This is a genomic window from Aquimarina sp. EL_43 (assembly GCF_943422735.1).
Lineage (GTDB): Bacteria > Bacteroidota > Bacteroidia > Flavobacteriales > Flavobacteriaceae > Aquimarina > Aquimarina megaterium.
The window spans coordinates 295236-318565 of the sequence record NZ_CALSBR010000001.1 but is presented as its reverse complement, the minus strand read 5'-3'; the positions used below and the strand labels follow the sequence as shown (position 1 = coordinate 318565).

At 32.9% G+C, this 23330-nt stretch carries 24 protein-coding genes; 20 read left to right on the top strand and 4 right to left on the bottom strand.

Annotated features, from left to right (window positions below; genetic code table 11):
• Window positions 1-61: 61 nt before the first annotated feature.
• A complete protein-coding gene (locus NNL09_RS01560) occupies window positions 62-1147 on the top strand; it encodes a DUF2652 domain-containing protein (protein ID WP_196910706.1) in 1086 nt (361 codons plus the stop codon).
• Here NNL09_RS01560 and murF read toward each other — a convergent pair.
• Together murF and gldJ are read right to left on the bottom strand one after the other, a co-directional pair.
• Complete coding sequence (murF, locus tag NNL09_RS01555; protein WP_196910705.1) at window positions 1144-2421, bottom strand: UDP-N-acetylmuramoyl-tripeptide--D-alanyl-D-alanine ligase; 1278 nt, start codon at window positions 2419-2421, stop codon at window positions 1144-1146. The genes NNL09_RS01560 and murF overlap by 4 nt on opposite strands.
• 76 nt (window positions 2422-2497) lie before the next feature.
• Window positions 2498-4174, bottom strand: coding sequence for a gliding motility lipoprotein GldJ (gene gldJ, locus NNL09_RS01550; protein WP_025667334.1), 1677 nt, complete (start codon window positions 4172-4174; stop codon window positions 2498-2500).
• Between the two features lie 515 nt (window positions 4175-4689).
• Between gldJ and porV the strand changes: the two genes are divergently transcribed.
• From porV to NNL09_RS01515, 7 genes are all read left to right on the top strand, one after another.
• Window positions 4690-5865, top strand: coding sequence for a type IX secretion system outer membrane channel protein PorV (gene porV, locus NNL09_RS01545; protein WP_025667335.1), 1176 nt, complete (start codon window positions 4690-4692; stop codon window positions 5863-5865).
• A gap of 199 nt (window positions 5866-6064) precedes the next feature.
• Window positions 6065-6574: a cytidine deaminase gene (locus NNL09_RS01540; RefSeq protein ID WP_323754786.1), complete on the top strand. Its 510-nt coding sequence runs from the start codon at window positions 6065-6067 to the stop codon at window positions 6572-6574.
• Window positions 6575-6723: 149 nt separating this feature from the next.
• Complete coding sequence (gene pdhA, locus NNL09_RS01535) at window positions 6724-7725, top strand: pyruvate dehydrogenase (acetyl-transferring) E1 component subunit alpha (RefSeq protein WP_025667338.1); 1002 nt, start codon at window positions 6724-6726, stop codon at window positions 7723-7725.
• A gap of 3 nt (window positions 7726-7728) precedes the next feature.
• Entirely contained in the window at window positions 7729-9336 is a 1608-nt protein-coding gene (locus tag NNL09_RS01530; protein ID WP_196910704.1) for a pyruvate dehydrogenase complex dihydrolipoamide acetyltransferase, read from the top strand.
• Window positions 9337-9416: 80 nt separating this feature from the next.
• A complete protein-coding gene (locus NNL09_RS01525) occupies window positions 9417-10388 on the top strand; it encodes a M20/M25/M40 family metallo-hydrolase (protein WP_196910703.1) in 972 nt (323 codons plus the stop codon).
• A gap of 66 nt (window positions 10389-10454) precedes the next feature.
• Window positions 10455-11135: an SDR family oxidoreductase gene (locus NNL09_RS01520; RefSeq protein WP_196910702.1), complete on the top strand. Its 681-nt coding sequence runs from the start codon at window positions 10455-10457 to the stop codon at window positions 11133-11135.
• Window positions 11136-11590: 455 nt separating this feature from the next.
• Window positions 11591-12382, top strand: coding sequence for a hypothetical protein (locus tag NNL09_RS01515; protein WP_196910701.1), 792 nt, complete (start codon window positions 11591-11593; stop codon window positions 12380-12382).
• A gap of 86 nt (window positions 12383-12468) precedes the next feature.
• Here the strand turns inward: NNL09_RS01515 and NNL09_RS01510 are convergent, their stop codons facing one another.
• Complete coding sequence (locus tag NNL09_RS01510) at window positions 12469-12927, bottom strand: hypothetical protein (protein ID WP_196910700.1); 459 nt, start codon at window positions 12925-12927, stop codon at window positions 12469-12471.
• Window positions 12924-13469: a hypothetical protein gene (locus NNL09_RS01505; protein ID WP_025667345.1), complete on the bottom strand. Its 546-nt coding sequence runs from the start codon at window positions 13467-13469 to the stop codon at window positions 12924-12926. Before NNL09_RS01505 ends, NNL09_RS01510 begins: the two co-directional genes overlap by 4 nt.
• A gap of 494 nt (window positions 13470-13963) precedes the next feature.
• Here NNL09_RS01505 and NNL09_RS01500 point away from each other — a divergent pair, with 494 nt between their 5' ends.
• The 12 genes from NNL09_RS01500 to NNL09_RS01445 all read left to right on the top strand — a co-directional run bounded on the left by NNL09_RS01500 (window position 13964) and on the right by NNL09_RS01445 (window position 23262).
• The gene (locus tag NNL09_RS01500) at window positions 13964-14851 is read left to right on the top strand and encodes a DUF4349 domain-containing protein (protein ID WP_196910699.1); all 888 of its coding nucleotides are present in this window, start codon (window positions 13964-13966) and stop codon (window positions 14849-14851) included.
• Window positions 14852-14934: 83 nt separating this feature from the next.
• On the top strand, window positions 14935-15531 hold the full coding sequence (locus tag NNL09_RS01495; protein ID WP_196910698.1) for a SprT-like domain-containing protein: 597 nt from the start codon (window positions 14935-14937) through the stop codon (window positions 15529-15531).
• A 2-nt stretch (window positions 15532-15533) separates the two neighbouring features.
• Window positions 15534-16613 (top strand): mannose-1-phosphate guanylyltransferase, encoded by a 1080-nt coding sequence (locus NNL09_RS01490; RefSeq protein ID WP_025667348.1) that lies wholly within the window; start codon window positions 15534-15536, stop codon window positions 16611-16613.
• 6 nt (window positions 16614-16619) lie between these two features.
• A complete protein-coding gene (locus NNL09_RS01485) occupies window positions 16620-18065 on the top strand; it encodes a DUF389 domain-containing protein (protein ID WP_231389187.1) in 1446 nt (481 codons plus the stop codon).
• A gap of 191 nt (window positions 18066-18256) precedes the next feature.
• Window positions 18257-18703 carry a hypothetical protein gene (locus NNL09_RS01480; RefSeq protein ID WP_025667349.1) on the top strand — a complete coding sequence of 149 codons (447 nt, stop codon included), beginning with the start codon at window positions 18257-18259 and terminating at the stop codon, window positions 18701-18703.
• Window position 18704: 1 nt separating this feature from the next.
• A complete protein-coding gene (locus tag NNL09_RS01475; protein ID WP_025667350.1) occupies window positions 18705-18917 on the top strand; it encodes a helix-turn-helix transcriptional regulator in 213 nt (70 codons plus the stop codon).
• Window positions 18918-18922: 5 nt separating this feature from the next.
• Complete coding sequence (locus NNL09_RS01470) at window positions 18923-19630, top strand: DUF4386 domain-containing protein (protein WP_196910697.1); 708 nt, start codon at window positions 18923-18925, stop codon at window positions 19628-19630.
• Window positions 19631-19764: 134 nt separating this feature from the next.
• Window positions 19765-20316 (top strand): GNAT family N-acetyltransferase, encoded by a 552-nt coding sequence (locus NNL09_RS01465; RefSeq protein WP_317193928.1) that lies wholly within the window; start codon window positions 19765-19767, stop codon window positions 20314-20316.
• A gap of 55 nt (window positions 20317-20371) precedes the next feature.
• The gene (locus NNL09_RS01460) at window positions 20372-20821 is read left to right on the top strand and encodes a hypothetical protein (protein WP_196910695.1); all 450 of its coding nucleotides are present in this window, start codon (window positions 20372-20374) and stop codon (window positions 20819-20821) included.
• Window positions 20822-20988: 167 nt separating this feature from the next.
• The gene (locus tag NNL09_RS01455; RefSeq protein WP_196910694.1) at window positions 20989-21513 is read left to right on the top strand and encodes a DUF4269 domain-containing protein; all 525 of its coding nucleotides are present in this window, start codon (window positions 20989-20991) and stop codon (window positions 21511-21513) included.
• Between the two features lie 55 nt (window positions 21514-21568).
• On the top strand, window positions 21569-22351 hold the full coding sequence (locus NNL09_RS01450; protein WP_196910693.1) for an alpha/beta fold hydrolase: 783 nt from the start codon (window positions 21569-21571) through the stop codon (window positions 22349-22351).
• Between the two features lie 35 nt (window positions 22352-22386).
• Window positions 22387-23262 carry an AraC family transcriptional regulator gene (locus tag NNL09_RS01445; protein ID WP_196910692.1) on the top strand — a complete coding sequence of 292 codons (876 nt, stop codon included), beginning with the start codon at window positions 22387-22389 and terminating at the stop codon, window positions 23260-23262.
• Window positions 23263-23330: the final 68 nt, after the last annotated feature.

The window sequence follows — 23330 nt, the reverse complement described above, 5'->3', positions numbered from 1 at the left end:
AAAAGTGTACAAGAGCTATACTTCTCTCTCATTTTAATCAAAACAAATATTAAATTTTCGGATGGCAAAATCATTACTCTTTATACCTGACATTTCTGGTTTTACACACTTTGTTCAGAATACCGAAGTAGAGCATAGTCAACATGTGATTTCTGAGTTGTTAGAGGTTTTGATTAATGCTAATACACAAGATTTAAAACTGGCAGAAATAGAAGGGGATGCATTGTTTTTTTATAAAGAAAATGAAATCCCGTCACAAGAAAAGCTACTGGCTCAGATTGAAACAATGTTTACTTCGTTTTATAGTCATCTTAAACTTTTAGAGAAAAACCGTGTTTGCCCTTGTAATGCATGTGCTACAGCACCTAATTTACAGTTAAAAATAGTAGTGCATTGTGGAGAGTTGCAATTTATTACAGTTCAGGAAAAACGTAAGCCTTTTGGTCAGGTAGTTATTGAGGCTCATAGATTACTAAAAAACTCAATTGTAAGCGATAACTATGCTTTGTTAAGTGATGAAGTGTCTAAAGCTATTGGGCTTCCTGCTAATTACGAGAGTAAATTATACCATTTTAGAGCGGGTAAGGATACTTATGATACTAAGGAAATTACTTATTCGTTTTCCGAAATAAGTAAAAACAAATTGAAGCTTACTCCTTTTGCTACCCCAGAAGTGGTGAGTTTTCAATGTTCCCCGTCCGTAGTTTTAATGAGAGAATTCGAAATTTCTGCAGCACAATTATTAGAATATATTACTAATTATAGCTATAGACATTATTGGGCAAAGGGAGTTGATAAATTCGAGTATAACCCGGGAGAGGTTACTCGATTAGGTACCGAGCATGTCTGTGTAATTGATGGAAAACGACTCAATTTTACAACAGTAACCAAGAGAGCAGGTGTAAATGAAATTGTCTATGGAGAGCGTACTACAGATGCTCCTTTGCATGCATTGTATCAATTTTTTATTATAAAATCATTACCTGGTAATCGATGTTTGCTAACTGTAGAAGTATATCCTGAGGCAAAATCATTATTGCATAAGTTGATGTTGTTTCTTTTGATAAAAAGAGCCATAAGAAAGTCTATAAAAACATCTATAGACAATCTGGAAGCATTTGTAAGAAATGACGCTATAACGAGTTAAAGAAGGTCTAGAATTCTTTCTAGTTTCATGCCTCGGGATCCTTTGATTAGAATTATACCTTTTTGATTTTTTAGAGCCCAATTTGTCTCAAGATCTTCATAAGATTTAAATTTATGAATATGAGGATTAGTACATTTAGTGGCAAAAAAATGAGTCCCGATTAAATATATTTCTTCTGTTTGTGTATTGCTTATCTGGTCTGTTATTTTTTGATGCTCTAGAGCTGCATCATTACCCAATTCAAACATATCTCCCAAAAAGACAATTTTGGTATTATATTGTAATTGAACGAAATTATGGATGGCAGCTTCCATGCTCGATGGATTTGCATTATAGGCGTCCAGAATAATGGTATGATCTCCTTTTTTAATGATTTGCGAACGATTATTTGTAGGAGTATAGGATTCTATTGCATGTTTGATCTTGTCTATACTAATTTTGAAATGAGACCCAATGGCGATAGCAGCTGCAATATTTGTAAAGTTGTACTGGCCTATTAAATTACTATGTATGGTACTATCTTGATAAGAAATAATTACATTAGGATCGGTGCCCGTCAATTTAATAATTACGTCACTGGTGTTAGATTGTGAAAAACTATACGTTTTTATTCCAGAAGATGCATTAACAAGTTTTTTGTCTTCAAGATTAAGAAAAACTAATTTGTTGTGCTTTTTTAGATAATCATAAAGTTCTGTTTTTCCTTTTAAAACACCTTCGATACTTCCAAAACCTTCTAGGTGAGCTTTTCCAATATTTGTAATATATCCATAGTCTGGAGTGGCAATAGAGCACAAAAATGCAATTTCTTCTAGGTGATTGGCTCCCATTTCTACAATTCCTATTTGAGTTTCCTTTGTCATTGATAAAAGTGTAAGAGGAACTCCGATATGGTTATTTAGATTCCCTATCGTTGCAGAGGTCTTAAAAGAAGAAGAAAGCACACTGTTGATTAATTCTTTTGTGGTAGTTTTTCCATTGCTTCCGGTTAGAGCAATAATAGGAATATTTAAGTGTTTACGATGAAACGAAGCTAAATCTTGTAGCGTTTGTAGAACATCATCTACAAGAATATGTTTTTCTGTTGTTTTAAATGCTACTTCATCAATTATTGCATATGCTGCTCCATGTTCTAAGGCTTTTTGTGCATATGTGTTTCCATTAAAATTTTCTCCTTTTAAAGCAAAAAAAATAACATTAGACTCTATTTTTCGGGTATCTGTACATACGCCATTGCTGGCTAGGAATAACTGATGTATTTGGGTGATGGTCATTAATTATATGATATTAAAAAGCCCTGACAAATATGTACAGGGCTTTTGGTATTTATAACGAACTTTAATTAAATTCTTATCCTTTTGGTTTCTGGTGTCTTGGTGTTTTTTTCTTTCTGGCTTTAGTACCAACACGAGACATTGCATTTCTGAAACCAATATAATCGGTAGCCATATCTTGTGGTAAGAACCTTCTTTGTGCTGGATCTAACCAATAGGCTCTGTCTTTCCAGGAACCACCTTTGTACACACGTACTTCATCATCAACAATAGTAGTTCTTTTACTAGACTCATCGTATCTTCTGTCCATTTTTGTGCTATCTTCTGCATCAGGACCTACGTAGTGAATAGGTGCATTATACATTCTTCTGTTAGGAGTAGCCTGATCCTGAAATCCTTCATAATATCTAGAAGAACTTTTATCACCATCTCTATAGTTTCTGTTATCACTATCAGTAAAATTAGTTCTCATGTATGTTTCCTGCTCATCGATAGGAACTTGTAAAATTCCACCAGGTAATACTCGAGCTATAATTTTACCATTACTAAGTGTGTCATATACTATAGAATCTGTCATAACAATTTTTACAGTTCCATCAGGATTGATAGCATTTTTGGTATATACATTTCCTCTATAGTAGTTAAAATCATTATATTCATCATCTACTATAGGTCTGTAAACATCGGCTACCCATTCTGCAACATTTCCTGCCATATCATATAAACCATAATCGTTAGGATTGTAAGATTTTACAGGAGCAGTAATATCTGCACCATCATCACTCCATCCAGCGATTCCACCATAATCACCATCACCTTGCTTAAAGTTAGCTAATTGATCTCCACGAGTTCTTCTTTTTCCAGAACGAGTGTATTTTCCAGTCCATGGATATTTTTTTCTACCTCTATAGATGTTATAACTTCTAATTTCTACTAATCCTAAAGCAGCATATTCCCATTCAGCTTCGGTTGGAAGTCTATATTTAGGTAAAAGTAATCCGTCTTTCCGTTGTATATATAATCCTGTAGAGTCGTTTGTTTTTGCATATCTTTCTGATGCTCTACCACCTCTGATAGCTTCATCATTACCTCCATAAGTTTGTGTAGGAGCGTTTAAATATGTATCTGTGTCAAAAGTGCTTTCTGCAGAAACATCTTCAAAAGGAGCATTCTTTTTAATTACATCTTCTTCTTCAAGAATTCTTTCATTAACGCGGTTAGTCCTCCAATTACTGAATTCTATTGCTTGAATCCAATTTACCCCTACAACAGGATAATTAGCATACGCAGGATGACGTAAGTAATTATTGGTCATCATTTCGTTAAAACCAAGTCGATTTCTCCAAACTAAGGTATCAGGAAGTGCACCATAATATATGTTTCTGTATTTTGGTTCTGTAGGAGGGTATACTCCTTTTAACCAATCAAGATATTCCAGATACATTACATTGGTAACTTCGGTTTCATCCATGTAAAAGGATTGAACGTGTTGCTGAGTTGGGGTGTTGTTCCAATCATGCATTACATCATCTTGTACACGCCCCATAGTGAATGTACCTCCTTCAATGAATACTAAACCAGGGCCAGTTTCTTGCTCTTTGTAATTTGTCTGTACCTGAAATCCACCATCTTTGGAATTGTATTTCCAACCTGTGGCTCTAGAACTGCTCCCATAATCGTTCTTAGAACAACTAAACAGTAAAACACTAATGGAAAGCGCCATTAGCGACTTAAAAATAAACGCGTTTTTCATAATCTTAAGTTCGTTTAAGTAGAAATTAGGGCTTGCAATATAAATAATAAACGTTAAAATTACCCTAATTTTTTCAAAATATTATCAATTCACATTTTTTTATGAATTTATAACGACTCTGGTTTAACGCAATATTTGTGAGTTTATTATTTGAGATGTAATAAAAACAAGAAATTTAAAATATTAAAAAAACATTGCACTTAATTTTTTTTCAAGCAATCATATTTCTTAACAAAATGTTAAATAATATGATTATTTAACATTATTTTCACTTCTTGTGGTAAGCAATCTTATGACGAGATGAGATCGTCAATTGTTTGAAATTTAAAAGCTTACATGGGATTTAAGCGTGCATGTTTGAGGTGTTTTGATAAAAATTAATCACGGAAACTAAAATGAAATATAAGATATCCTTAAAATCAGCGTTTATAAACCATCAACTTAAAAAAATTAAGAACTCACTATTCTTACTAACTAAATAACTATATATTTGTCAAACTCAATTTTTAAAGGATATGAAAAGATTATTAACCCTTAGCCTATTGTGTGTTACAGTTTTCACTTTTAAAACTCAGGCTCAGGAACAAAACAGGGCAATAACAACTGCTACTCCATTTTTATTAATAGCTGCAGATGCAAGAGCGGCTGGTTTAGCAGACCAGGGGGTTGCTACTTCTCCAGATGCATTTTCACAACAATGGAATCCGGCTAAATATGCATTCATAAAAAACAAGCAAGGGGTCGGGGTTAACTATACTCCTTATTTAAGTAATCTGGTTAATGATATATTCTTGGGGAATGTAAATTATTACAATCGTCTTAATGAGCGAAGTGCTGTAGCAGCGAGTTTTAGATATTTTAGTTTAGGAGATATAGAGTTTAGACAAGGACCTAATGATGAGCCTAATGTTCAAAAGCCAAATGAATTAACACTTGATGTTTCATATGCATTAAAACTTAGTGATAGGTTTTCTATGGCTGTAGCGGGGCGTTATTTACGTTCTGATCTTAGATTACAAGGTTTGGGAGCAGATGCTAGTGCAGCAGGGAGTTTTGGTGTAGATATTGCTGGTTTTTATAGAAGTGATGAGATTGCTTTTAATTCTTTTAATGGTAGATGGAGAGCAGGAGCTACAATTTCTAATATAGGACCAAAAATAAAATATGATGATGCAGGTCAAGAAAACTTTATACCTACTAATTTTAGATTAGGAGCTGCATTCGATTTTATTCTTAATGAGGATAATCGAATTACACCTTCGTTAGAGTTTAGTAAATTACTTGTGCCAACTCCTTTGGATAATACTATAGATAGAAATGGAGATGGTGTTGTTGATGGAAACGATACAACTATTGCAAATAACGAATACAATGATATAAGTGAATTTGGAGCTATCTTTTCTTCTTGGGGAGATGCACCAGATGGGTTTAGTGAAGAATTAAAAGAAATTACCTGGGCATTAGGTGCAGAGTATATGTATCGCGATGTATTTGCTTTTAGAGCAGGATACTTTAATGAAGCAGAAGAAAAAGGAGCACGTAAATTCCTGTCTTTAGGTGCAGGTTTCAGATATAATATTGTAAACTTAGATATATCTTATTTATTTTCTACCTCGTCTGTTAGAAGTCCACTTGAAGGAACACTACGTTTTGGTCTTTCCTTTAATTTTGGAGACGAATATTACGACTAGAAAATATCGTATACTAATATAATAAAGTATCAAGCCGAAGGGTTTGATACTTTTTTTGTTTATAGTACATTGTAATACTTTTATTTGTAGTTCAAATTTAGGAATACGGATATGCTTTGTAGAGTGTTTAAAGGCTATGTGAGTTAAACAATACTGTATGAAGAGTTAGAAAGTAATATTAATAACACATGAAACGAGCATTAAGAAATTACTAAAATCTAAACGTGTGAAAGAAATAGAAATAAAATCTGTCTTACAGGTATATGATTCATTTGATGAGTTACCAGGAAATATTCAGGAATTGATGCAGCAATCCATTACTATTAGAGATAAGGCATATGCTCCTTACTCTGAGTTTTTGGTCGGAGCAGCACTTTTATTAGAGAATGGAGAGGTGGTTTTAGGAAATAATCAGGAAAATGCGTGTTATCCCTCGGGATTGTGTGCAGAACGTACAGCTATATATTATGCAGGAGCTAATTTTCCTGAGGTTCCTATTGTTACTATGGCACTTTCTGCTAAATCGTTAAAATATCAATTATTAACCCCGACACCTCCTTGCGGTGCTTGTAGACAGGCAATAGCAGAATATGAGGTAAAACAAAATATGCCAATAGCTATTTATTTTATGGGAGAAACAGGAAAAGTAGTTAAATCATCTTCTTTATCTAATATATTGCCACTTATTTTTGATAATTCATATTTATAACGTTTTCGTTGATTTTATCTGCAAACTCCTTTTTCCTTAATTTCGAATATGTTATTTTTGTTTTTCGTTCTCTTAAAAAATAAGAGAAAAAATTAAATAATGGCTAGTTTTATAGCTAGTTTTTTTTAGACATACATCAGTACAACTAAATGAAAAAGATAACCAAAGATGTTTACCTAAATTGGTACGAAGAAATGCTTTTCTGGAGAAAATTCGAGGATAAGTTAGCTCAAGTTTATATTCAACAAAAAGTAAGAGGTTTTTTACACTTATACAATGGTCAGGAAGCAATTTTGGCGGGGGCTTTGCATGCTATGGATCTTACTAAAGATCGCATGATTACAGCATACCGTAATCACGTGCAGCCTATTGGTATGGGTGTTGATCCAAAACGGGTAATGGCAGAGTTATACGGTAAAGGTACCGGTACTTCTCAAGGTTTAGGAGGGTCAATGCATATTTTTTCTAAAGAACATCGATTCTATGGAGGACATGGAATTGTCGGAGGACAAATCCCTTTGGGAGCAGGTTTAGCATTTGCAGATAAGTATAATAAAAGAGACTCGGTTACACTTACTTTTATGGGTGATGGAGCTACCAGACAGGGATCACTACATGAGACGTTTAACTTAGCAATGCTTTGGAATTTACCAGTAGTATTTTGTGTAGAAAATAACGGTTATGCAATGGGAACATCTGTAGAAAGAACAGCTAATCATCCAGATATATGGAAGTTAGGGTTAGGATACGAAATGCCATGTGGACCAGTAGATGCAATGAATCCAATAAAGGTTGCTGAAGCAATGGATGAAGCGATTACCAGGGCAAGAACAGGTGGTGGACCAACATTTTTAGAACTCAAAACATATAGATATAGAGGGCATTCTATGAGTGATGCACAAAAATATCGTACCAAGGAAGAAGTAGCAGAATATCAAAAAATAGATCCGATCACTCAGGTTTTAGATATTATTAAAGATAAAAAATATGCTACCGATGAAGAAATTGCAGTGATAGACAAACGAGTAAAAGATAGAGTGGCAGAATGTCAAAAGTTTGCCGAAGAATCACCATTCCCTGAGAAGAATGTGATGTATGACGTTGTATACGAACAGGATAATTATCCATTTTTATCACACAAACCACAATAAATTATGGCTACAGTAATTAATATGCCGCGATTGAGCGATACCATGGAAGAAGGAGTGGTTGCGAAGTGGCTTGTTAAAAAAGGAGATAAAATTAGCGAAGGAGATATCCTTGCTGAAATAGAAACAGATAAAGCGACAATGGAGTTTGAGTCTTTTTATGAAGGAACACTACTTCATGTAGGGATCGAGGAAGGTGAGACAGCTCCGGTAGATCAATTACTCGCAATTATCGGAGAAGAAAACGAAGATATTTCTGATTTATTAAACGGAAATACAACACCCGATACAGAATCGGTAAAAGAAGAAAAAGTAGAAGAATCAGCACCCGTTTCAAATCAAACTGCTACAATTCCTGATGGCGTAGAGATTATTACTATGCCACGTCTTAGCGATACAATGGAAGAAGGAACCGTAGCTACCTGGTTAAAAAAAGTAGGAGATACTGTTGAAGAAGGAGATATTCTAGCCGAAATAGAGACAGATAAAGCTACTATGGAGTTTGAGTCATTCTATAACGGAACCTTGTTGCATATTGGGATAGAAGAAGGGCAAACTGCTCCGGTAGATGTTTTATTGGCAATAATTGGCCCTGCAGGAACAGATATATCTGCGCTTAAAGATGGCGTTCCTGTAACAGCAGCAGCAAAAGATGCTGCACCTGCAAAAGAAGAAAAAGCAGAAACAACAGTTGCAACTTCACAAGGAAATGGAACATTGGGAGGGCGAATATTTGCTTCTCCGCTAGCAAAGAAAATAGCAGCAGATAAAGGAATAGACCTTTCTCTGGTAAAAGGAACAGGCGAAAACGGGCGTGTTGTTAAGAAGGATGTAGAGTCATTTACACCTTCTGCAGCTAGTGCTGGTACCTCACAACAAGTTAAAGAAACAACTTCTGCTCCTGTAGTACAAACATATACGCCAGCAGGAGAAGAAAGTTTTGAAGAAGTGAAAAATTCGCAAATGCGTAAAGCTATTGCAAAAAGTCTTTCGGCTTCAAAATTTAATGCACCACACTACTACCTTACTATCGAGGTAAATATGGAAAATGCAATGGCATCGCGTAAGAAGATTAACGAATTACCAGATGTTAAAGTATCTTTTAATGATATGGTGGTCAAAGCATGTGCATTGGCACTTCGTAAACACCCACAGGTTAATACGCAGTGGACAGATGTAGCAACCAGATATGCTAAACATATTAATGTTGGGGTCGCTGTAGCGGTACCAGATGGATTGGTAGTTCCTGTTTTACCTTTTACAGATCATATGTCTCTTACTCAAATAGGAGCTAAGGTTAAAGATTTAGCAGGTAGAGCCCGTAATAAAAAATTAACTCCGCAAGAAATGAGTGGTAGTACATTTACGGTGTCTAATCTAGGGATGTTTGGAATCCAGGAATTTACTTCTATTATTAATCAACCTAATTCAGCTATACTTTCGGTTGGTGCTATTGTAGAAAAACCAGTTGTTAAAGATGGTCAGATTGTAGTTGGTAATACAATGAAAGTGACCTTAGCTTGTGATCACAGAACAGTAGATGGAGCAACAGGAGCTCAGTTTTTACAAACGTTAAAACAATATCTTGAAAATCCGGTTACTATGCTTGCGTAGATGACTGCTATTATAATATTCATATTCAATCCTGCTTCTAATGAAGCGGGATTTTTTATCTTTATCCAAAACATATTTTTATGAAAAAGAACATATTGATCATCCTGATTTCGATTTTATTTATCAATTGTAAGCAAGGAACAATTGCTCAACCACAAGCTAAGACAGCAGAAAATGCTTCTATAGAAAAAACTAAAGTTTCTGATGTTGCGGCTATAATGAATTTTTTAGCTAGCGATGAGTTGAAAGGAAGAGATACCGGAAGCGAAGGTTTAGAAAAAGCCGCAAAATTTATTGAAGAAGAGTTTAAAAAAAATAAGATAGCACCTTATTTTGAAACTTATAGAGATGCTTTTGATGCAAAAGGAACAGCGACATATAATGTTGTTGGATTTCTTAAAGGTACAGATGATAAGTTATCAAAAGAATTTATCATATTGGGAGCACATTTTGATCATATAGGTACAGGAAAAGAAGTTAATGGTGATGTAATTGCTAATGGTGCTAATGATAATGCAGCAGGAAGCAGTGCAGTAATTTCTCTGGCTAAACAATTTGCTCAATTAAAAAATAACAAACGTAGTATTCTTTTTGTGCTGTTTGGCGCAGAAGAAAGAGGATTACTGGGGTCGGCACACCTTGCAGAGGTACTAAAAGAAAAGAATATTAATGTGTATGCTATGGTTAATTTTGAAATGATAGGAGTACCATTAAATGATAAACCATACAAAGCCTATATCACAGGATATGAAATGTCTAATATGGCTCAAAAAATGAATGAATACGCAAGGTCAGAGCTGATAGGGTATTTGCCAAAAGCCAAAGAGTTTCAACTGTTTAGAAGAAGCGATAATTATCCATTCTATGAGCAATTTAAAGTGCCATGCCAGACGATTTCTACCTTTGATTTTACAAACTATGACTATTATCACCATGTAGATGATGAAATATCTGAAATGAATTTTGAGTTTATGGCAGAACTTATTAATAGTTGTTTTCCAGTACTTACAAAAATGGCAAATACATCGGATAAAGAAATTAAGTTAAATTAATAAAAAGAGATGGTCTGAAAAGTCAAAAAAGATATGATTTTTCATGTGACTTTATTTTAGAGAAGAATGAAAAATATCATTATAACAGGTGCAAGTAGAGGTATAGGGTATGAAATGGCAAAGCTATTTGCCGACGAAGGTCACCAGGTGTTGGCATTATCAAGGAATGAAAAGCCTATCGATGCTCTTCAACATAAAAATATACATACATTTTCTTTTGACATCTGTAACCCAAAAGATCTTGAAAAGATGAGTAGCTACATCTCTTCTTCATGGAAACAGGTAGATATTTTGATCAATAACGCCGGTAAATTACTAAATAAACCTTTTGGTGAAATCTCTACTCAGGATTTTGAAGAAGTATATAAAGTAAATGTTTTTGGAGTAGCCGAAATTACACGTTTGACTTTGCCACATATGAAATCAGGTAGTCACGTAGTTACTGTAAGTAGTATGGGGGGTATACAAGGGAGTATGAAATTTCCTGGGTTAGCCGCTTATAGCTCTAGTAAAGGTGCTGTAATTACCTTAAACGAACTATTGGCAGAAGAGTATAAAGAAAGTGGTATTGGTTTTAATGTGCTTGCTCTTGGAGCTGTGCAGACCGAAATGCTGGAAGAAGCATTTCCGGGGTATCAGGCACCTTTAACAGCTGTAGAAATGGCAGAATATATAAAAGGATTCTCTTTAACCGGAAATAAATTCTATAACGGAAAAATCCTTCAGGTGTCTAGTAGTACACCATGATCTCATGAAACCTCACAAGTTTTTAAAACCTGTGAGGTTTCCTTTGTTATGTAGCAACAATCGTTTAAAAGTATGTCGATGAATATGAAAAATACTTTTGCTGCATATTAGTTTGTTTTCCTTCTATTTTTAATATAGACTACAATAATCAACTGCATATAATATTTATTGCCAGAAGTAATAGTTTGATTTTTTAAATAAAACAGATAATGGTTATTCATTAAATAAGTGATGGATAACCATTATCTGTTTTGATGGATATGCATATAATGTGTAAGGTATTCTTTTGTGAAAAAGGGGATATTTCCCCCTTTTTACTCAAAGGAAAAAGAATACATTTACATATGCTATTAAGAGTTTTAAAGGCGCCAAAAATGATTAATAGCACCCTAACCAAAACTATAGGCGAACTCCGAAAAGCCTTAAATAGAGTAGGAATCTTAAAACCATAAAAAATGAAACTAATTATTAAATTCTGTGCAGTGTCAGTTATGATGCTTTTTGTCTTTACAAGTTGTAATAAAGACGAATTAAATATTGAAGAACCTGGTGTAAAATCAACTAAAGATCTTCAGAATAAAGCTTCGGAACAAGGAATTGTAGAAATCGTACACAATTATGATTATTACGGGGAAAAATTTAAAGTCCTTTATGTTTTAGATACCAAGGAATCTGAAGTAGTAAAAGTGGACGGAGATGTACAAATGGCAGAGCGTATTTTTGGAAAAAAAGATTCTCCTCAAGGATTATTTTTTGAAGATCAAAAAGAAGGAGAAACAACCATTAATGTAAAAGTTTTTAATACTAATGATGAGGTAGATGAATATATAGCTAAACTAGCAGGGGATTTTCCTAAAGAAAGATCAGAACAACAAGTTACAAAAGGAGCTTGTGTAGATGGATCGATTAATGGTACCGGAAACTTTTATTTCTACTATCATATAAACTATGTTACAGAAATGACTGGTATACGTAGAACTAATAAATACTATTATAAAGATTGGAATTTGGGAGGATACAATGATCATATGTCCTCTCTTAGACTTACTAAGCCATGGGGGAGAAGAGCGTATGTAAGATTATACCAGCATAGTTGTTATAACGGCAGAACCTTAAATTTTTATTCTCCATATTATCAAACTGTTGCCGGAGCAAATGATTTAAGAAATTATACCTTATCGGGATGGTGGTTCTGGAAAAAATCATGGAATGATAAAACATCATCATATAGAGTTTGGGCTTGGTAAACAGATCCTTGACCATACTATATCTTTGATGTTGTAAATAGATAGAATTAGAGAAGCCATCGATTATGCCTTAATCGATGGCTTTGTTAATTTTGGACACCTTCTGCTTTTTCGAACTCTATTTTATGTGTTTTAAAAACTTCGTTGTCAATAGTAATGATAGATGTTTTGATCAATGTAATAATAGTATCAGTTTGGTGTTCAAGAACAACTTGTGTTGTTACTTTTTTTACAGAATCTGAAACCGTTTCAAAAGGAGTGATAAAATTAATATGTTTAAGTTGGGCTCCTTCCTTTGCAGAGAGGAATTCATTTTTATTTGTATCGATAGTAAAATCGGGATTGGTCTTGGCTAATGTTTTTTTGTCTAGGTATTCCTGAAGTTTTTGAGTAATGATAAGAGTGTAGGCATCATCCTCAGAAAGATCCGATTGCTCCTCTACTTTTTCAAAGCTCTCTGCAGCATCCATTTCCATAGATTTAGACGTATTATTGGCACAGCCTAATAAGAATAAAAGCACTATGATATATATGAGTCTTTTCATGATTTTATCCTGAATTTTAGTTTAACAATCTGTCCATTTAATCTTCGGGATTCTATAATCTCAATATTTTTTAAGCTTTGTGTTGGTGTAGTTAGTTTGTTTATAAATTCATCCTTGGCATACATTTCAATACCTAATCGTTGTGGTAGTACCTGAAAAATAGTGGCATCATTAGCAATTATTCTGGATAACTCTTTTCGTCTGTTTTTCCAATCATTAACTTTTCCGTTAGCATAATAATGAAGCATTAAGGCATAGTCATCTGTTTTAATATGTACATCTTCACGGCGATCAGAAGAAGCAATTCGATATATAGTATCGGTCTTATGGTAAGGAGACTTGACTATAAAGCGAATAAAGTCATCTTTGGTTTTCCAGGTAAAGCAACCTGTGCTATCACTTTTTGAATAAAAAGGAGATTCCTCATCGTTTAGTATAATAATATCAATAGGAATTTTGGTAATAGGTCGATTTCTATCCTGGTCGATAAAACAAAAACTAAAGGTGTTCTGCTTGGGAATTAAGAAATATACTAGAATCAATACACCAAGACTTAAGGGTGCAACCCAAAACCATTTAGGAATATCTATTGTCTTTGCAGGGGTTGAAGAAATGGTGTGATTACTTTTAAAGTCGTTCCAGTTTTTATATTCGCAATATTGTGAGAGTAGATTAAGGATATCAACGCGAGGTAATTTTTCTGAAGAATTTTTAAAATAACTATAGAAAGATTTTTCGCTAATCGAAGCTTTTACTTGTTTTTGTAAATCTTCCTGAAACCATATAATATCCTGCCCTTTCCATTCAGAAATATCATAACTCGAAGCAGTATTCTCCTTTAGGAACCGTTGTGCAACAGTTTTTTTAAGGAGATCGAATAATATTTTTTCTTCAGAAGTTATAATTGTAATATTTTGATAATGAGTTATTTGTGTTTTGTAAAATATTTTACAATCCCTTTACAAGTATTCTACAATAGATAGATAAGGTTAGCTTTTAAGTTTGTTTTCAGTTTAACAAGATAAAAAATATAAAAATGAAAACGAACAAATTTAAAATAAGCAGAATAATAATTTTAATTGGAATTACCGTATTAGGATATTCTTGTGCTAATAGTGAAAACAAATATGCATTAGAATCAGAACATATTATGTTAGAAGATACAGGAGAAACTCCTGTATTGTCAAGTATTGAATCTGGAGAACAAACAAAAGAAGCTACACTACTGGATAGTGATAGAATGAAAACTAAAAAAAACAATGTAGATGCTACCTTAAAGATTATTAAGAATGCTAATTGTAGAATTAAGGTGAAAGATGTTGAAAAAGCAACAGTATTGGCTAAAAAAATTGCATTAAAATACCAAGGATATATTTCTGATGAGCGATTTACAAATACAAATTATACTAAAGAAAATCGTTTTACGATCAGAATTCCTCAAGACCAGTTTGATACTGTTTTGGATAGTGTATGTGGGTTGGCAGAATTCGTGGATTATAAAAATATATCTACAGTAGATGTAACCGAAGAATATATTGATATTACATCACGATTACAAACAAAGTTAGATGTAAAAGAGCGTTATGAAACCATTTTAAGAACAAGAGCTAAAACGGTAGAAGATATTTTAAAGACCGAAGAAAAGCTTAGTTTGCTTCAGGAAGAAATCGAATCTGCTCAGGGAAGATTAAAATATTTAAGTAATAAAGTGTCTTATAGTACGATTCAGGTAGATGTATATCAAACTATAATACCAAAAGATGAGCCTGTAGGATACAAACCTCATTTTTTAGATAAAGCGAAACAAGGATTGTCTTTTGGTTGGTCGATTATAGAAAACCTAACATTACTATTGTTTTATATCTGGCCATTATTAGTATTGGGGAGTGTAATCTTTGTTTATTTTAAATGGATAAGAAAGTAAAAATATTAGATTAAGCGTGCCATTCTGGTGCGCTTAATTTTGTATTTTGCGTAAGTAAAAGGAAGATTAATAATTTTGGGCATTTGAAAGAAATATTGAAGAAATATATTCCAGAACGATCTGTAGATAAAGTGTTTGATCTTATCATAAAATGTAATGTACATCTTAAAATCGTTAATGAAAGAGTTACACGACATGGGGATTATCGCAAAATGCCAGATGGGAGACATCAGATTACTGTAAATGCATCTCTTAATGAGTACCGTTTTCTCATTACCTTGATTCATGAAATAGCACATCTCGTAGCTTTTGAAAAGTATGGGCGTTATATAAAACCACATGGGATAGAATGGAAAAGAACCTTTCAGCAATTAATGTTACCCTATATTAATCCCGAAGTGTTCCCAGCTAAATTATTACCTGTTATAGCACATCATTTTAAAAATCCAAGAGCAAGTAGTGATACCGATGAAAAATTATCATTAGCATTAAAACAATATGATCCTGCTAATGATAAAAATTATATCTTTGAGTTACCCCTCGGAAGTGTTTTCCGTTTGTACAATGGAAAAGTCTTTAAGAAAGGTAATAAGAAAGTAAAACGTTATGAATGCATAGAACTTAATACTGGCAGAATTTACCTTTTTAACCCAAACGCAGAAGTCGAATTATTAAATTGATTATGAACAAAGATTATTATGCAATATTGATGGCGGGAGGAGTAGGGTCAAGGTTTTGGCCTGTGAGTACTTCAGAATTCCCAAAACAGTTTCACGATATGTTAGGAACAGGAGAAACGCTGATCCAACGTACATTTTCACGTTTGGCTAAGATTGTTCCCAAAGAAAATATATTTATTCTTACCAACGAGCGATATAATGATCTGGTTTTAGAGCAGTTACCAGAAGCAGAGCAACGACAGGTAGTAACCGAACCTGCAATGCGTAATACAGCACCATGTATCCTGTATGCAGCATTAAAAATCCAGAAGGATAACCCTGATGCAGTAATGGTAGTTGCGCCTAGTGATCATTGGATCGAGGATGAAGATGCATTTATAACAAATCTAGAATATAGTTTTACGGCATGTTTAGAACATGATATTTTGATGACCTTAGGAATTCAACCCACATTTCCTAATACAGGATATGGTTACATCCAATATGATAAAGAAAGTGAAGAAGCTAAGAAAAAAGTGACCCAATTTACAGAAAAACCAGATTATGATACTGCCAAAAAGTTTTTAGGTGAGGGAAACTATTTATGGAATGCCGGGATTTTTATTTGGAGTGTGCAAAGTATTATAACAGCTTTTGCAGAATTTCAGCAACAAATGATGGCTTTATTCGAAAAAGGGTCAATGGTCTATAATACAATGCAGGAGAACGATTTTATACAAAAAAATTATCCACTGGCAGAGAACATATCTATCGATTATGCTATTTTGGAGAAAGCAGATAATGTATACGTACTTCCGGCAACTTTTGATTGGAATGACTTGGGAACCTGGGGGTCGTTATATGATAAATTAGATAAAACAAAAGCTAATAATGCTGTAGTTAATGCCAGAGTATTACCAGAAGATGCATCTGGTAATATGATTAGAACATCTGATGATAAAATTGTGGTAGTAGATGGACTTAAAGATTATATTATTATAGATAAAAAAGAAGTGCTTTTAATTTATCCCAAAAAGAAAGAACAGGATATTAAAAAGGTACTTAAAAAAGTAAAAGAAACCTACGGAGAACAATACGGATAAAGTACAATGACAGAAAATACAAATCAACCCGTTCCTGATCAGGACGAGATGGCAGAAACAGTAAAGAGAGATGCTAAAGGCCTTTTTGCCAGCGTTAATACATTTGTTAGAGAACTATTAGACATAAGATCAGAGACAGATAAGGATCAAACAATAGAGGATGTTAAAAATGATATCCCTTTTAAAGGACATAACGCCTGGATTCTTATTTTTTCAGTATTTGTAGCATCTATTGGCCTTAATGTAAGTTCTACGGCAGTGGTGATAGGAGCGATGTTAATTTCTCCATTAATGGGACCAATTGTTGGAGTTGGATTATCTATTGCTATTAATGATATTGATACATTAAAAAGATCTCTGGTTAATCTGGGTGTGATGGTAGGACTAAGTGTCCTTGCGGCCACATTATATTTTTGGGCTTCCCCCTTAACAGAATTAACTCCCGAGTTAGAATCCAGAACAGCACCTACTATTCTGGATGTATTAGTTGCAGTTTTTGGAGGTTTGGCATTAATTGTCGCCAAATCTAAAAAAGGAACAATGCCTAATGCTATAGCAGGAGTAGCTATTGCTACTGCGTTAATGCCACCTCTATGTACGGTAGGGTATGGTATTGCAGAGTGGAAATTAGAGTATGCCCTGGGAGCACTGTATTTGTTTTCTATTAATGCCACATTTATTGCATTATCTACATTTATCGTTTCCAAATTATTGCGTTTCCCGATGTTGCGGTATGCTAATTCTGCAAAAAGAAAACGTATAGCACGACTTGCTTCTTTATTAGCAATATTGGTAATGATACCTGCTAGTTATACATTTTATGTAACTCTTAATGAGAGTAATGCAGAACGGGATTATAAGGCATTTAAAGCTAATGAAATTGATGCTAATGAAAACTTGTACCTCAGAAAAGATTTCTATGATTATAATAATGAATCTATAAAATTATATTTTGATGGAGAGATTAATGAGGCTACCGTGAGTGATTTGCAAAATGAAATTAAAAAATATACAAGTATTAGTGATTTTGCATTGGCAATAAATGGTAATAAGTCGAGAGGTATTGATCAGATATCCAAAGCATATGATAGGTCTATAGTGCAGTTAAATCGTGTAGAAAAAGAAAATGATAAGCTTCTGGATGAAATTGAAGATCTTAAGATTAAGATAGCCGGTCTAGAAACTCAACTTAAAGAAGCAAATAAGGTAGTTCCGGTAACTGTAATGCCATATGCCAGTATAGCCAAAGATGCAAAAATACGATTCCCAGACCTGGCAGAGCTAGGATATGGCGAGGTACAAAAATCAAATTTCTTAAAAGTAGATACTGTGCAAGTTATCTTTCCTAGATGGAAATTTCAGGTATCTGATAGTCTTAATGCTATTAGGGTGAATAAACTACAAGAATGGATTACCAAAGAAATGAAAGCAGATACATTGTATGTAGAATAAATTTAGTAGTAAGAATTTTTATACTCTTATAATGCCTGTAATCCCTTAGTATTCTTAATGATCGCATAAAATGTTTTTAAATTTTAATCCTTGTAAAGTGTAAAGAAATATCAAGTAATGTAAAATATTTTTTACATTAAGTAAAAAATTATTACCTTTGTGTTGTATTTTGTTAACTTATATAAAAACATATGACAACACAAGAAAAACGACCAATTGTATTTTTGATCATTGATATTATCACATTTCTAAGTTATTATATCGTGCTTTTAAATGTTTATACTAGCAAGGTTATATCTATGGGAGAATTGCCTTTTTGGGGAGCTTCAATACTGCTGTTTATTCCCATAATGATTATTTCACGAATTGTTTTGTATGTGCTATACAGCATAATGAACTCTGTTATGACTAAAAAAGAAGAGGATAAGTTTCTTACCGATGAGTTTGGTCAATTGATCAAACTTAGGGCAACTCGAAATTTCAATAACACATTTATGATTGGTTTTGTAATAACGATGGGACTTCTCGTTCTGGGAATATCAATTACGACTATGTTCAAGCTTCTATTCCTTTCGATATTTGCTGCTTTTGTAGTCCAGAATCTATCTGAATTTTATTACGCAAAAAAAAGTATTTAAAATGAAAGACATCAAAATCACGAATACCATTAGAACATTGCGCTTTCTCGACAAGGAAATGACACAGCAAGAATTGGCAGAAAAAGTAGGGGTTACAAGGCATACAATAATGGCAATCGAAAAAGGAAAATACTCTCCTACGCTAGAGTTAGCTTTCAAGATAGCCGAAGTTTTTAATAAACCTCTAGAAGAGGTATTTACCTATGAAAAATGAATGAAATGAAAAACATCGAAAATATAAAATCAAAGAAAAACGCATTAGTGGCAGGACTTTTTTATTTAGCACTTATCATAGTAGGGATGTATGGTTTTGTTTATGCTTTACCTCAAATAAAAATAGAAGGAGACATTTCGCAAACCGTAGACAATATTAAAAAGAATCCATTTGTGTTTCGAATAGGGATATTTAGCATTCTTGTCATGAATGTAATTAGTATTTTGCTTGTAACTTATCTCTACAAGCTATTATCACCCCTTAATAAAACAATGGGGTTATCTATGTTACTCTTAATGTTATTTGGAGCAGGAATTTCTCTAGTTAACGAGGTTAATCATTTTGCTATGATAGTAATCAATAGTATAGATGATCTCTCGATAACAGAAAGCCAAAATCTAACAGAACTATTTTCGACCATTTACGAATACGGTGCACATATCGCTGTAATTTTTTGGGGACTATGGCTTTTTCCTCTTGGTTTTTTGATCTTTAAACTAGATACGCGAATCTCTGAGTTTATAGGAGTAATGTTAGTGATTGCAGGTGTTGGTTATACTCTAGATTCAATATTCTTGTTTCTATATCCAAATTTGCAAGTACCTACCCTTTCTGATTATACTTTTTTAGGTGAATTTTTATTAACAATATGGCTTTTGGTAAAAAGTAAGACTATAGAAAAATTAGCCTTAAGCCGAATGTATAAAATTTGACATTTACGAAAAATGATAAGAGAAAAAATATTTATATTTGACTTAGTACCCAGCTTAAAGATATCGTTGTTCACTTATTTTATGTTTCTTACACGAAATGTTTTTAGATAAGCTGGCATTGTACTTTAAAAATGATGAGAATCGAAATAGTAACAGAAAGAACGAAACTAAGATTGATTACGTTATCGGATTTAGATTCGATTCATAAATTACATTCTTTACCCGAGACCGATGAATATAATACCTTGGGAATCCCAATACATATTGAAGAAACTAAATCTATAATAGAGCCTTGGATTGAAGAAAATCAATTGCATGAAATAAAGAAGTATACATTTGCAATTGAAACTAAATCTGATAGAAAATTTATAGGCCTATTTGGATTAAAAATCGGAAATAAAAAATATAATAGAGGAGAAGTTTGGTATAAGATACATTCTGATCATTGGAAAAAAGGATATGCTACAGAATCTTTAAGAGCAGTAATAGATTTTGGATTTGAAACCCTCAAATTACATCGAATAGAAGCTGGATGCGCAGTAGATAATATTGGTTCTATAAAGGTTCTTGAAAAAGTAGGAATGATAAGAGAAGGAAGAGCTAGGCAAATATTGCCTTTAAAATCAGGATGGTCAGACAATTTTGGATATGCAATACTTGAAACTGATAAAAGAAAAAATAACTAAGGCAGTAATAGTAGTCGTTGTATAAGTCTAGATTTGTAATAAAAGATATACTCCAATGTTTAAAAAAATAAATACAAAGCTTAATACCGTTCTTCTTTTGATTATAGGAATCATGATTTCTTGTGCGCAAGAAAGAAAAATGGGTAAAGTAATAAAAGATCAAAACTATACTACTTGTGCTAATTTTGAATGCCTTGAGAAAAATAAAAATAAACGAATAGTTGTTAAGGGAATACTTAGAACATATACTCCTAATACAACAGGAAAAGGAGCAGGTCATATGTTTTGGGACTGGGAAATACTATTGGATAACCAAATAACGATACCCGTAATAAGTAAGGATCAAAGATTAGATCTATCTATATACAATAAAAAGAACGTACTAATTGATGGTAATGTGTTTTATGGTATAGTAATAGGGAGTCCAGAAGGACAAAATGCAACTGGATATAGAATAGATGCTCACTCAGTACAAGAACAAACTATAAGCAGCAAAAAAGAATAGGATTTGGTATGGTAGTCCAATGAATTAATGAGGTTGATTACAAGGGATATTTCTATAGTAGATAAGATGATCAAATGATTATTTTGGCAGGCATTAACTTAATTTTATAACATATTTTTATAGCCGTTTTATACCTTACGCTGATAATAGTTTTTGTTTCAGTAGTCATGACAGATTTTAGAAATATAGAGTATTTAAAATTTGGAAATATTCGACAAAAAAAAGCATATGACACCTTATTAGGTTTGGATATTATGCAAGTATTGAAAGCATATACCCCGATTCTTACAGGAACTATACCTATTAATATTGATGTACCACAAAGTGATCTGGATATCATTTGTGAATGTGAAGACCATGCAAAATTTTCAAACATGATTATTGGATCATTTCAAAAAGAAAAAAACTTTGCGATTTCGACCCGAACATATAGTAAAACAAAAAGAACGATTTGCCGGTTTCGATCCAATGGATTTGATATTGAGATTTTCGGACAAAATATTCCTACAGAACAACAAGATGCGTATAGGCATATGATCATAGAATATAAAATTTTGAAGGAAAAAGGAGTTGAGTTTCGGTCTAAAATAAAGAAGTTGAAATCTAATGGGGTGAAAACCGAACAAGCATTCGCACAACTCTTAGGTTTGAAAGGAGATCCTTATAAGGAACTATTAAATTTGAGATACTAAAAAAACAAGAAGCTATAGTCTTTAAAAACGATAATCTTTACATTTTACAAAACATATGAAAATAAAAGTCCTTGATGGTATATTTATAAGATATAATATTGTAGATAAAGCCAAACAATCGATTTGGTTTTTACATGGATTTGCTGACTCTGGTTTGGCGTATAAAGAGGTTTTTAGCTCTGATCTTGCGTCAGAATTTAATCTTTATGTTGTAGATCTTCCTGGGTTTGGAGTTAGCCCTGTACATTCTAACTATGTGTCGATTAAAGAGCAAGCAGGTTTGCTTTCGCAGATAATAGAAAAAGAAACAGAGAAGAATGTAGAAGTAAATATTGTTGCACATTCGATTGGTGCACTTATAGGAACCTGGGTTTGCCAACAATTAGCAAGTAAGATTAATTATTATATTAATATAGAAGGAAACCTAACAGAGGCAGATAGCTATTTTTCAAGTAAACCTTTACAATATAATACAGCAGAAGAATTTACCCAATACTTTGAAAAAAGGATTTTTGAAAATGCAATAAAAGAAGAACGATATAAAAGATATTATTGCAGCTTTAGGTTCGCCGAACCACAGGGAATGCGTAATTGGGGAATTACAAGTCAGGAATACATTAAGGGTAATCAATGCGGGTTTGAGTTCAAAGACTTAACTTGTAATAAGATATATATATGGGGTGATTTGGATACTCCAAAAGACACCCAGAGATTTATAAAAGAACATAATATCCCAAACAAGCTTTATAAAGGTGTAGGGCACTGGCATATGATAGAAAATTCAAAGCATTTCTATGCAGATGTAAGTAAAATTATAAAAAAAGTATACTTCATATAGCAAATCCCATTTCGAGGATAGTATGAATCAAAATAATGTCAGAACAAGAAATCGAAAAATATCATTTTCTAAAAGATGAACCTCAAAAGAGGCAGTTTGATATTTATGATTTGGCCGAATATCAAAAAACGAATTCTCAACATTCTTCAAAACCACATACACACAGTTTTTATCAAATTATTTGGTTTAAAAGCAATAAAGGAAAGCACTTTATAGATTTTGAAGAGTATGATATTAAAAAAAACAGGATTTTTTTTATTGCTAAAAATCAGGTTCATTTTTTTGAAAAACGCCAGGATTATAGTGGTTTATTATTTCATTTTAATGAATCATTTATTTTAAATAATGAAACTGATATCAACTTTTTTCTTACCTATTCTATATTCAATAATCATCAGGAACCCTTCTATCAGGTTCCTAATGAACAGGAGCACCAGATTTTAAGTTATTTTCAGCAAATAGAAAATGAAACGAAGAATAATGGTGAGTTTGGTAACCAAATGATTTTATCTAACGTACTAAAAGCTTTTTTGCTTCGTATAGAACGTGAGAAGCGAAAAAATGGTAAAACAATCAAAACCGACTTAAGTCGTAATTTTACATATCTCAAGTTTAGAGATCTTTTAGAGCATAATTTTTATCAAAATTGGTCTGTATCCAATTATGCAGATCAGCTTTCCATTTCAACAAAAACACTTAATTCTATTATTAAATCTGAAATGGGGAAAACAACTTCGCAAGTGATTGCCGATAGGATCCTTTTGGAAGCCAAAAGAAAATTGATACATACTAATGCCCGCATAAACCAAATAGGGTATGATTTAGGGTTTCAAGATCCTTATTATTTTATCAAGTATTTTAAAAAACATCTTAAGATCTCTCCCTCAGAGTTTAGGAAAACGATTTCCTAAATTTACTAATTATAGTAGGTTTTGTCCATTTTATTGGGTTTCGTTGCGAGCTACTTTTGTTCTGTAAC

What these genes read in the sequence shown, in the direction of transcription:
- NNL09_RS01560 (WP_196910706.1), top strand. Translation starts at nt 62, where the DNA reads ATGGCAAAATCATTACTCTTTATACCTGACATTTCTGGTTTTACACAC.
- murF (WP_196910705.1), bottom strand. Translation starts at nt 2,421, where the DNA reads ATGACCATCACCCAAATACATCAGTTATTCCTAGCCAGCAATGGCGTA.
- gldJ (WP_025667334.1), bottom strand. Translation starts at nt 4,174, where the DNA reads ATGAAAAACGCGTTTATTTTTAAGTCGCTAATGGCGCTTTCCATTAGT.
- porV (WP_025667335.1), top strand. Translation starts at nt 4,690, where the DNA reads ATGAAAAGATTATTAACCCTTAGCCTATTGTGTGTTACAGTTTTCACT.
- pdhA (WP_025667338.1), top strand. Translation starts at nt 6,724, where the DNA reads ATGAAAAAGATAACCAAAGATGTTTACCTAAATTGGTACGAAGAAATG.
- NNL09_RS01530 (WP_196910704.1), top strand. Translation starts at nt 7,729, where the DNA reads ATGGCTACAGTAATTAATATGCCGCGATTGAGCGATACCATGGAAGAA.
- NNL09_RS01525 (WP_196910703.1), top strand. Translation starts at nt 9,417, where the DNA reads ATGAAAAAGAACATATTGATCATCCTGATTTCGATTTTATTTATCAAT.
- NNL09_RS01520 (WP_196910702.1), top strand. Translation starts at nt 10,455, where the DNA reads ATGAAAAATATCATTATAACAGGTGCAAGTAGAGGTATAGGGTATGAA.
- NNL09_RS01515 (WP_196910701.1), top strand. Translation starts at nt 11,591, where the DNA reads ATGAAACTAATTATTAAATTCTGTGCAGTGTCAGTTATGATGCTTTTT.
- NNL09_RS01510 (WP_196910700.1), bottom strand. Translation starts at nt 12,927, where the DNA reads ATGAAAAGACTCATATATATCATAGTGCTTTTATTCTTATTAGGCTGT.
- NNL09_RS01500 (WP_196910699.1), top strand. Translation starts at nt 13,964, where the DNA reads ATGAAAACGAACAAATTTAAAATAAGCAGAATAATAATTTTAATTGGA.
- NNL09_RS01490 (WP_025667348.1), top strand. Translation starts at nt 15,534, where the DNA reads ATGAACAAAGATTATTATGCAATATTGATGGCGGGAGGAGTAGGGTCA.
- NNL09_RS01485 (WP_231389187.1), top strand. Translation starts at nt 16,620, where the DNA reads ATGACAGAAAATACAAATCAACCCGTTCCTGATCAGGACGAGATGGCA.
- NNL09_RS01480 (WP_025667349.1), top strand. Translation starts at nt 18,257, where the DNA reads ATGACAACACAAGAAAAACGACCAATTGTATTTTTGATCATTGATATT.
- NNL09_RS01475 (WP_025667350.1), top strand. Translation starts at nt 18,705, where the DNA reads ATGAAAGACATCAAAATCACGAATACCATTAGAACATTGCGCTTTCTC.
- NNL09_RS01470 (WP_196910697.1), top strand. Translation starts at nt 18,923, where the DNA reads ATGAAAAACATCGAAAATATAAAATCAAAGAAAAACGCATTAGTGGCA.
- NNL09_RS01465 (WP_317193928.1), top strand. Translation starts at nt 19,765, where the DNA reads ATGAGAATCGAAATAGTAACAGAAAGAACGAAACTAAGATTGATTACG.
- NNL09_RS01460 (WP_196910695.1), top strand. Translation starts at nt 20,372, where the DNA reads ATGTTTAAAAAAATAAATACAAAGCTTAATACCGTTCTTCTTTTGATT.
- NNL09_RS01455 (WP_196910694.1), top strand. Translation starts at nt 20,989, where the DNA reads ATGACAGATTTTAGAAATATAGAGTATTTAAAATTTGGAAATATTCGA.
- NNL09_RS01450 (WP_196910693.1), top strand. Translation starts at nt 21,569, where the DNA reads ATGAAAATAAAAGTCCTTGATGGTATATTTATAAGATATAATATTGTA.
- NNL09_RS01445 (WP_196910692.1), top strand. Translation starts at nt 22,387, where the DNA reads ATGTCAGAACAAGAAATCGAAAAATATCATTTTCTAAAAGATGAACCT.